Genomic DNA, 725 nt, shown 5'->3' with positions numbered 1-725 from the left:
CAAGTATCAGCAAAAACAGCATATCCGAGCCCGGGAAGAGGCAAACGCATCGTCTTGGTTGACTTCGGCATGAAACACGGGATTCTAAGAGAGCTGAACAAACGGAAATGTGACGTCATCGTTGTGCCTTACAACATTACAGCGGAAGAGGTGCTTCAGCTGAAACCGGACGGTATCATGCTTTCTAACGGACCTGGAGACCCGAAGGATGTGCCTGAAGCGATTGAAATGATTAAAGGTGTTCTTGGAAAAGTGCCATTATTCGGAATATGTCTCGGCCACCAATTATTCGCGCTGGCGTGCGGGGCAAATACTGAAAAAATGAAATTCGGCCACAGGGGCTCAAACCACCCGGTAAAAGAGCTGGCTACAGGAAAAGTTGCCTTAACATCTCAAAACCATGGATATACAGTTTCGTCTATCAGTAAAACAGAACTGGAAGTGACGCATATCGCAATTAACGACGATACGATTGAAGGGCTGAAGCATAAAACATTGCCGGCATTTACGGTTCAATATCATCCCGAAGCCTCACCTGGTCCTGAGGATGCCAATCATCTATTTGACAGATTCATCGAAATGATCGAAACAACAGAGAAAGAAGGGGAAGCGGTATGCCAAAACGCGTAGACATTAACAAAATTTTAGTAATCGGATCTGGACCGATCATCATCGGCCAAGCAGCAGAATTTGACTATGCGGGAACACAAGCCTGTCTTGCTTTG

At 45.9% G+C, this 725-nt stretch carries 2 protein-coding genes; both read left to right on the top strand.

Annotated elements, in window-relative coordinates; translation table 11 throughout:
• Positions 1-630 (top strand): carbamoyl phosphate synthase small subunit (locus ACWHAR_RS26890; RefSeq protein ID WP_452088402.1); only part of this gene is annotated, 630 nt, incomplete at its 5' end.
• The coding region (locus tag ACWHAR_RS26885) for a carbamoyl phosphate synthase preATP-grasp domain-containing protein (RefSeq protein WP_452088403.1) at positions 615-725 on the top strand (111 nt) is incomplete at its 3' end. The genes ACWHAR_RS26890 and ACWHAR_RS26885, both read left to right, overlap by 16 nt.

The sequence above is a fragment of the Bacillus sp. LR--39 genome (assembly GCF_053613335.1).
This window is presented reverse-complemented; position numbering and strand designations above follow the sequence as displayed.